10 protein-coding genes are annotated in these 8032 nt (G+C 37.3%); all 10 read left to right on the forward strand.

The window, feature by feature from the left end; all coding sequences use genetic code 11:
* Positions 1-208 precede the first annotated feature (208 nt).
* Positions 209-1606 (forward strand): anthranilate synthase component I, encoded by a 1398-nt coding sequence (trpE, locus tag ABH960_RS27840; protein ID WP_404449621.1) that lies wholly within the window; start codon positions 209-211, stop codon positions 1604-1606.
* A 5-nt stretch (positions 1607-1611) separates the two neighbouring features.
* The gene (pabA, locus tag ABH960_RS27845) at positions 1612-2199 is read left to right on the forward strand and encodes an aminodeoxychorismate/anthranilate synthase component II (RefSeq protein WP_404449623.1); all 588 of its coding nucleotides are present in this window, start codon (positions 1612-1614) and stop codon (positions 2197-2199) included.
* A complete protein-coding gene (gene pabC, locus ABH960_RS27850) occupies positions 2193-3065 on the forward strand; it encodes an aminodeoxychorismate lyase (protein ID WP_404449625.1) in 873 nt (290 codons plus the stop codon). Before pabA ends, pabC begins: the two co-directional genes overlap by 7 nt.
* Positions 3040-3900 (forward strand): dihydropteroate synthase, encoded by an 861-nt coding sequence (gene folP / locus ABH960_RS27855; RefSeq protein ID WP_404449633.1) that lies wholly within the window; start codon positions 3040-3042, stop codon positions 3898-3900. Before pabC ends, folP begins: the two co-directional genes overlap by 26 nt.
* On the forward strand, positions 3901-4263 hold the full coding sequence (folB, locus tag ABH960_RS27860) for a dihydroneopterin aldolase (protein WP_000358063.1): 363 nt from the start codon (positions 3901-3903) through the stop codon (positions 4261-4263). It abuts the gene before it with no gap.
* Positions 4260-4775 (forward strand): 2-amino-4-hydroxy-6-hydroxymethyldihydropteridine diphosphokinase, encoded by a 516-nt coding sequence (folK, locus tag ABH960_RS27865; RefSeq protein ID WP_002138868.1) that lies wholly within the window; start codon positions 4260-4262, stop codon positions 4773-4775. Before folB ends, folK begins: the two co-directional genes overlap by 4 nt.
* A complete protein-coding gene (locus ABH960_RS27870; RefSeq protein WP_000387027.1) occupies positions 4727-4930 on the forward strand; it encodes a helix-turn-helix domain-containing protein in 204 nt (67 codons plus the stop codon). Before folK ends, ABH960_RS27870 begins: the two co-directional genes overlap by 49 nt.
* 23 nt (positions 4931-4953) lie before the next feature.
* The gene (gene dusB / locus ABH960_RS27875) at positions 4954-5952 is read left to right on the forward strand and encodes a tRNA dihydrouridine synthase DusB (protein ID WP_002009708.1); all 999 of its coding nucleotides are present in this window, start codon (positions 4954-4956) and stop codon (positions 5950-5952) included.
* A 160-nt stretch (positions 5953-6112) separates the two neighbouring features.
* A complete protein-coding gene (gene lysS / locus ABH960_RS27880; RefSeq protein WP_002009709.1) occupies positions 6113-7612 on the forward strand; it encodes a lysine--tRNA ligase in 1500 nt (499 codons plus the stop codon).
* Between the two features lie 92 nt (positions 7613-7704).
* Entirely contained in the window at positions 7705-7902 is a 198-nt protein-coding gene (locus ABH960_RS27885; RefSeq protein WP_404449630.1) for a hypothetical protein, read from the forward strand.
* The last annotated feature ends 130 nt before the right edge of the window (positions 7903-8032 follow it).

Genomic DNA, 8032 nt, shown 5'->3' on the forward strand with positions numbered 1-8032 from the left:
AAAGCATCCTTAAAAAAGGATGCTTTTTCTTTTTTGATTGGAAAAAGGAAAAGAGTGAATGACTAGAAAACTTCATGTAAAATAAGAAGTAGTATAATTAATTTATTTTCACTAGCCCTCAAGTATAATCATTCTCTATATAAATAATTTTATGTAGTTTGAGTTGATTGGCTTAAGAGGGTGGGATAACAGAAGACGGGGTGTTGATATGCAACGAAGAAAATCTTTAGCGCTTTCTATTCCATATCAGTTAGATTTCTTTAAGCAATATAAATTTCTTTCTCAGGATAAGCCGCAACATATTTTGTTAGAAAGTGGACGTGGTGGTCGTTATAACATTGTTGGGCTGGATCCAATAGCGGTAATTCAGGGTAAGAATGAGACGTTACATATAAGCGAAAGTGGTAAGGAAACAATAGAGCGAGGGAATCCATTAGATTTAATGCAAGCGTATATGGAGAAATGGAAAACGGATTATAATCCGGAGTACCCACCTTTTCAGGGTGGGGCAATTGGATACTTTAGTTATGATTGTATCCGTTATATTGAAAAACTTTCTTCTCTTGCGGAGGATGATATTAATATACCTGACATATTCTTTTTGTTATTTGATGACGTGTTTGTGTATGATCAACAGGAGAAAGTATTATGGATTATTACGCATTATGTAGATGAGTGTGAAGAGGCAGAAGAACGATTAAATGAATGGAAGGGTCTTTGGATGAAAGAAGCTCCCGAAGTGATTATGCCGTTTGAATGTCCTGAAAAGAAAAATGAAGCAGTCGCTTTTACGGAAGAGGGCTTTATGAAGGCCGTTGAACGTATTCAAGAATATATTGGAGCGGGTGATGTGTTTCAAGTAAACTTGTCGACAAGACAAGAAAGAACATTACAAACACATCCATTAGAAATATATACAAGTCTTCGTGAAATTAATCCATCTCCATATATGGGTTACTTGGAGTTTGGAGATTTTCAAATTGTTAGTGCTTCGCCTGAATTGCTAATTAAAAAGCAAGGAAAAGAAGTGAGTACAAGACCGATTGCTGGTACGCGCTCTCGAGGAGCAAGTGAGCAAGAGGATGAAGAATTAGCGAAAGAATTAATTGAAAATGAAAAGGAAAGAGCAGAGCATGTAATGCTTGTGGATTTAGAACGAAATGACTTGGGCCGGGTTTGTAAATATGGCACTGTTGAAGTAGATGAATTTATGGTAATTGAAAAATACTCACACGTTATGCATATTGTTTCTAATGTGCGTGGTGAGGTGGAAGCAGATAAAGATGCTTTCGATTTGGTGAAGGCTGTATTTCCTGGTGGGACAATTACCGGTGCCCCGAAAATACGTACGATGGAAATTATTGAAGAATTAGAACCTGTTCGCCGAGGAATTTATACGGGTTCAATTGGTTGGATTGGTTATTCTGGAGATACGGAATTGAATATTGTAATCCGAACACTACTTGCTAAAGATGGACAAGCGCATGTGCAAGCTGGAGCGGGTATTGTAATTGATTCAAATCCAAAAGATGAATATAAAGAGTCGTTAAAAAAAGCAATCGCTTTATGGCGTGCAAAAGAAAGTAGCGAAGAAACGGTTAGGTGAGAGAAATGATATTAATGATTGATAATTATGATTCCTTTACATTTAATTTAGTGCAATTTCTTGGAGAACTTGGACAAGAGCTTATTGTTAAGCGTAATGATGAAGTGACTATTTCGGATATTGAGAATATGAAACCAGATTTTTTAATGATTTCGCCAGGTCCATGTAGTCCTAATGAGGCGGGAATCAGTATGGATGTTATTAAATATTTTGCAGGTAAGCTTCCGATTTTTGGGGTCTGTCTTGGACATCAATCAATTGCGCAAGTATTTGGAGGGGATGTTGTCAGGGCAGAGCGTTTGATGCATGGAAAAACATCTTTAATGCATCATGATGGGCAGACGATTTTTTCTGATATCCCAAATCCATTTACCGCGACACGTTATCACTCTCTTATCGTTAAAAAAGAGACGTTACCGAATTGTTTAGAGATAACATCTTGGACTGAAGAAGGTGAAATTATGGCGCTTCGTCATAAAACGTTGCCGATTGAAGGGGTACAATTCCATCCGGAATCTATTATGACTTCTCACGGGAAAGAGTTGCTACAGAATTTCATTCGCAAATATAGCCCAAGTGTGACATCGTGTTAATTTACGTAAATGGCGCGTATGTAGAAGCGAGTGAAGCGAAAATTTCTCCTTATGACCACGGTTACCTATATGGGCTTGGGGTTTTTGAGACATTTCGTATTTATAATGGTCATCCCTTTTTATTGGATGATCATTATGAACGCTTAATGGATGCGCTCGATATATTGCAAATCAAATGGACAATGACAAAAGATGAAGTGATGCTTATTTTAAAGAATCTACTTGTTAAGAATGAGTTAAAGCATGCGTATGTGCGCTTAAATGTATCGGCGGGTATAGATGAAATAGGATTACAAACGGAAGTATATGAAGAACCGTCTGTTATTGTTTTTATAAAACCTTTAGCAGCTCCAGGGAATGTAGTGGAAAAAGAAGGAGTTATTTTAAAGCAAGTGAGAAATACACCTGAGGGTGCATTTCGCTTGAAGTCCCATCATTATTTAAATAATATTTTAGGGAAACGCGAAATTGGAAATGTTGTGAATAAGGAAGGTATTTTTCTTACCGAAACAGGTTATGTTGCAGAGGGTATTGTTTCGAATCTCTTTTTTGTTAAAGGAGGTATTTTATATACTCCTTCATTAGAAACAGGGATTTTAAACGGAATCACTCGTGCGTTTATTATAAAGGCTGCTGAAGAGCTAGATATAGAAGTAAAGGAAGGTTTCTTTACAAAAGATGAATTGCTTTCAGCGGATGAAGTGTTCGTAACGAACTCTATTCAAGAGATTGTCCCCCTTTATCGTATAGAGGAGAAAGATTTCCCGGGTAAAGTGGGATTGGTTACAAAAAGACTTATGGATTTTTATGGAGTGCAGAGAGAGAAATTGTGGAGCAGAAATGAATTGCGAAGAGGAGATGTGTAGTTTGAAGTGGGATTATGATTTGCGCTGCGGCGAATATGCATTGAACTTAAATGAAAAGACATTAATTATGGGGATTTTAAATGTAACGCCAGATTCATTTTCTGATGGTGGGAGTTACAACGAAGTAGATGCTGCGGTGCGACATGCGAAAGAAATGAAAAATGAAGGTGCTCATATTATTGATATCGGTGGTGAATCTACCCGCCCGGGTTTTGCTAAAGTTTCGGTAGAAGAAGAAATAAAGCGAGTCGTTCCGATGATTCAGGCGGTTTCGAAAGAAGCGAAATTACCTATTTCTATCGATACGTATAAAGCTGAAGTTGCAAAACAAGCGATTGAAGCTGGAGCTCATATTATTAATGATATTTGGGGAGCGAAGGCGGAACCGAAGATTGCTGAAGTTGCAGCCTATTATGATGTACCTATTATCTTAATGCATAACCGAGATAATATGAACTATCGCAACTTAATGGCTGATATGATTGCTGATTTGTATGAAAGTATTAAAATTGCTAAAGATGCTGGTGTACGAGATGAGAATATTATTTTAGACCCAGGTATCGGTTTTGCGAAAACACCTGAACAAAATTTAGAAGCGATGCGTAATTTAGAACAGTTAAATGTACTGGGTTATCCAGTCCTCTTAGGTACTTCAAGAAAGTCCTTTATTGGTCATGTATTAGATTTACCAGTGGAGGAGCGTCTTGAAGGAACGGGTGCTACCGTTTGTCTTGGTATTGAAAAGGGCTGTGAATTTATCCGTGTTCATGATGTGAAAGAAATGGCGCGTATGGCTAAGATGATGGATGCGATGATTGGTAAGGGGGTAAAGTAATTGGATAAAATTTATATCCATGATATGGAGTTTTACGGTTATCATGGTGTATTCCCAGAAGAGAATAAATTAGGTCAGAGATTTAAAGTAGATTTAACGGTGGAGTTGGATTTAAAACGCGCAGGAGAAAGTGACGACTTAGAGCATTCTGTCAATTACGGGGAACTTTTTGAGCTGTGTAGAAAAGTTGTTGAAGATAGAACTTATAAGCTTGTAGAGAGTATCGCTGAAAATATCGCTACAGATATATTGAAACAATATGAGAGTATTTCACGGTGTACAATTAAGGTAATTAAACCGGATCCGCCGATACCAGGACATTATCGTGCTGTAGCGGTAGAAATTACGAGAGAGCGTCCATGAATAATATAGCGTACATTGCATTAGGTTCCAATATTGGGGAGCGTTATACTTATTTAACTGAAGCGATTCAGTTTTTAAATAAAAACCAGCATATCCAAGTTGATGATGTTTCGTCTGTATATGAAACCGATCCGGTTGGCTATACTGACCAAAATTGCTTTTTAAATTTAGTTATAAAAATTTCTACCAATTTATCACCGCAAGAATTATTGAAAGTAACACAAAGGGTAGAGAATGACCTAGGAAGAAAAAGGGAAATTAGATGGGGCCCGAGGACCATCGACCTTGACATTTTACTATATAATCAAGAAAATATTGAAGCAGAGAATCTTATTGTTCCGCATCCGCGGATGTTCGAAAGAGCTTTTGTTATCGTTCCGTTGTTAGAAATCAATCAAGATATAAAACAAGACATTTCACGTTCACAAGTAGAAGAAATGAAAAGGCGAGAGGGAGTAACGGTATGGAAGCAGAAAAATGGGGAAGACGCATTCGTGCTTTTCGAAAGCTAAAAGGCTATACACAAGAAGGTTTTGCGAAAGAATTAGGGGTATCTGTATCTGTTTTAGGTGAAGTTGAGAGAGGGAATCGATCGCCTTCCCAAGATTTTGTAGTAGAAGTTGCTAAAGCATTAAAGGTCTCGATAGATGAACTAATGCCGAAGTGACTATGAAGGAAGGAGTAAATCGAGTGTTAAAGATTGCAAATATTGAGATGAAAAATCCGGTTGTATTAGCACCGATGGCGGGAGTGTGTAACTCTGCATTCCGTTTGACAGTAAAAGAATTTGGTGCAGGTTTAGTTTGTGCCGAAATGGTAAGTGATAAGGCAATATTACTTAATAACAAAAGAACATTAGATATGCTATATATCGATGAGAGAGAAAAGCCATTAAGCCTACAAATTTTTGGTGGAGAGAAAGAAACTCTTGTGGATGCTGCGAAATACGTAGATAAATATACGACAGCAGACATTATTGATATTAATATGGGGTGCCCAGTACCGAAAATTACTAAGTGTGATGCAGGAGCAAAGTGGCTTTTAGACCCAAATAAAATATATGAGATGGTAGCGGCGGTTGTAGATGCTGTTGAAAAACCAGTTACAGTTAAAATGCGTATTGGTTGGGATGAAGAACATATTTTCGCAATAGAAAATGCTAGAGCTGTTGAGCGTGCTGGTGGACAAGCGATAGCGGTTCATGGGCGTACACGAGTACAAATGTATGAAGGTAAAGCGGATTGGAATATTATTAAACAAGTAAAGCAGGCTGTAAATATTCCGGTTATCGGAAATGGTGATGTCGAAACACCACAAGATGCAAAGCGTATGCTTGATGAAATTGGTGTAGATGGTGTTATGATTGGTCGCGCTGCTCTTGGAGATCCGTGGATGATTTATCGTACGGTAAAGTATTTAGAGACAGGTGAGTTAATGCCGGAACCAACAGTGCGTGAGAAAATTGATGTATGTATGTTGCATCTAGATCGTCTTATCGATTTAAAGAACGAAAATGTTGCCGTAAGAGAGATGAGAAAGCATGCAGCTTGGTATTTAAAAGGTGTTCGTGGTAATGCGAGTGTGCGCAATGGTATCAATACTTGCGACACACGTGAAGACCTTGCGAATGTATTAGGTGCATTTGTAGAAGAAGTAGAAGCGAAACAACAAACAATTTATGTTGGTTAATAAGGGGGCATAGGAGATTGACATTCTTCTATACACTTCCTATAATTACGTGAAAGAAAGAAGAACTGCCAGTTAGTTGCTGGCAGTTTTTCTAGTTGAGTAGAAAATGCTATACTGTATATATTGTAAAAATTAATAGAGCTGGAGTGATATTAATATCATGGATAACATGAACCACGAAGAATTAAACGACCAATTGCTTGTTCGTCGTGAAAAGCTACATAATTTGCGTGAGCAAGGAATCGATCCGTTCGGTAAACGATTTGAACGCACAAATTCAACAACTGACTTAGTAAGTCTATATGGAGAATTCTCTAAAGAAGAATTAGAAGAGAAAGAAATCACTGTTTCTATCGCTGGTCGTATTATGACAAAACGCGGTAAAGGAAAAGCGGGATTTGCGCATATTCAAGATTTACAGGGACAAGTTCAAATTTATGTTCGTAAAGATACTGTTGGAGATGAAGAGTACGAGTTATTTACGACAGCAGATTTAGGTGACTTAGTAGGTATTGAAGGTAAAGTGTTCAAAACAAACGTTGGAGAACTTTCAGTAAAAGCAATAGGATTTACACTTTTAACGAAATCCCTTCGTCCATTACCGGATAAATACCATGGATTAAAAGATGTTGAACAACGCTATCGTCAACGTTACTTGGACTTAATTACAAGTATGGAAAGCCGTGAAACGTTCGTTACCCGTAGTAAAATCATTCGTGAAATGAGAAGATATTTAGATGACAACGGTTATCTTGAAGTAGAAACGCCTATGATGCACGCGATTGCAGGTGGAGCGTCTGCTCGTCCTTTCACTACACACCATAATGCGTTAGATATGGAATTATATATGCGTATCGCAATTGAACTTCATTTAAAACGTCTTATTGTGGGTGGATTAGAAAAGGTTTATGAGATCGGCCGTGTATTCCGTAATGAGGGTGTATCAACTCGTCATAACCCTGAGTTTACGATGATTGAATTATATGAAGCGTACGCTGATTATAATGATATTATGAAACTGACAGAAAATATGGTTGCTCATATCGCGAAAAAAGTATTGGGTACAACAACAATCCAATATGGTGATTATGAAATTAATTTAGAGCCAGAATGGACACGTCTTCATATGGTAGATGCAATTAAGCAACACTCTGGAGCAGATTTCTGGAATCCAATGAGTGTAGAAGAAGCGCGTGAACTTGCAAAAGAACATAATGTGGAAATTAAGAATACAATGGAAGTTGGTCATATTATTAATGAGTTCTTCGAACAAAAAGTAGAAGATAAATTAATCCAACCAACATTTATTTACGGTCATCCGGTAGAAATTTCGCCACTTGCGAAAAAGAATGACGAAGATCCACGATTCACAGATCGTTTCGAGTTATTTATCGTTGCACGTGAACATGCAAATGCATTCACTGAGTTAAATGATCCAATCGATCAAAAAGAACGTTTTGAAGCTCAACTAAAAGAGCGCGAGCAAGGTAATGACGAAGCTCATATGATGGATGATGATTATATCGAAGCTCTTGAGTACGGTATGCCTCCTACGGGCGGGTTAGGAATCGGTATTGATCGTCTTGTTATGTTATTAACAAACGCACCATCTATTCGTGACGTATTATTATTCCCAGCTATGCGCCATAAACAAGACTAAGCTTTGGAGATTTCTCCAAAGCTTTTTTTATTTCTTTATTTGAGGGGAGAGAAACCTTCTATTAAAAGGAACGCGAGATTATTACTCGTTAAATGGATGCTGGATTAAAAAAACTATACTTATATAGAAGAAAGGTGCTGTTTTTATGCTTTTTTACTAAGTTAAAAATTTTATTAGAAAAACTATTGCATTTCATTTTTCTACATGATATATTAATAACCGTCGCTGATGCGGAAACGCAGAAAACGACAAAAAAGAAATTGAAAAACTTAGTTGACATCGAAAAATGAAGATGTTAACATAAGGAAGTCGCAAATGAGCGACTAAGTAGTTCTTTGAAAACTGAACGAAACAAACAACGTGAACGTCAATTTTTATTTTTAGATGCTAGACAAACTAACTTTATTGGAGAGTTTGATC

The organism is Bacillus sp. RC252 (assembly GCF_044909215.1).
GTDB lineage: Bacteria > Bacillota > Bacilli > Bacillales > Bacillaceae_G > Bacillus_A > Bacillus_A mycoides.

Bases quoted from the DNA above. Each gene is read 5' to 3' on its own strand.
- trpE (WP_404449621.1), top strand. From the start codon at position 209: ATGCAACGAAGAAAATCTTTAGCGCTTTCTATTCCATATCAGTTAGAT.
- pabA (WP_404449623.1), top strand. From the start codon at position 1,612: ATGATATTAATGATTGATAATTATGATTCCTTTACATTTAATTTAGTG.
- folP (WP_404449633.1), top strand. From the start codon at position 3,040: ATGAATTGCGAAGAGGAGATGTGTAGTTTGAAGTGGGATTATGATTTG.
- folK (WP_002138868.1), top strand. From the start codon at position 4,260: ATGAATAATATAGCGTACATTGCATTAGGTTCCAATATTGGGGAGCGT.
- ABH960_RS27870 (WP_000387027.1), top strand. From the start codon at position 4,727: ATGGAAGCAGAAAAATGGGGAAGACGCATTCGTGCTTTTCGAAAGCTA.
- lysS (WP_002009709.1), top strand. From the start codon at position 6,113: ATGGATAACATGAACCACGAAGAATTAAACGACCAATTGCTTGTTCGT.
- ABH960_RS27885 (WP_404449630.1), top strand. From the start codon at position 7,705: ATGGATGCTGGATTAAAAAAACTATACTTATATAGAAGAAAGGTGCTG.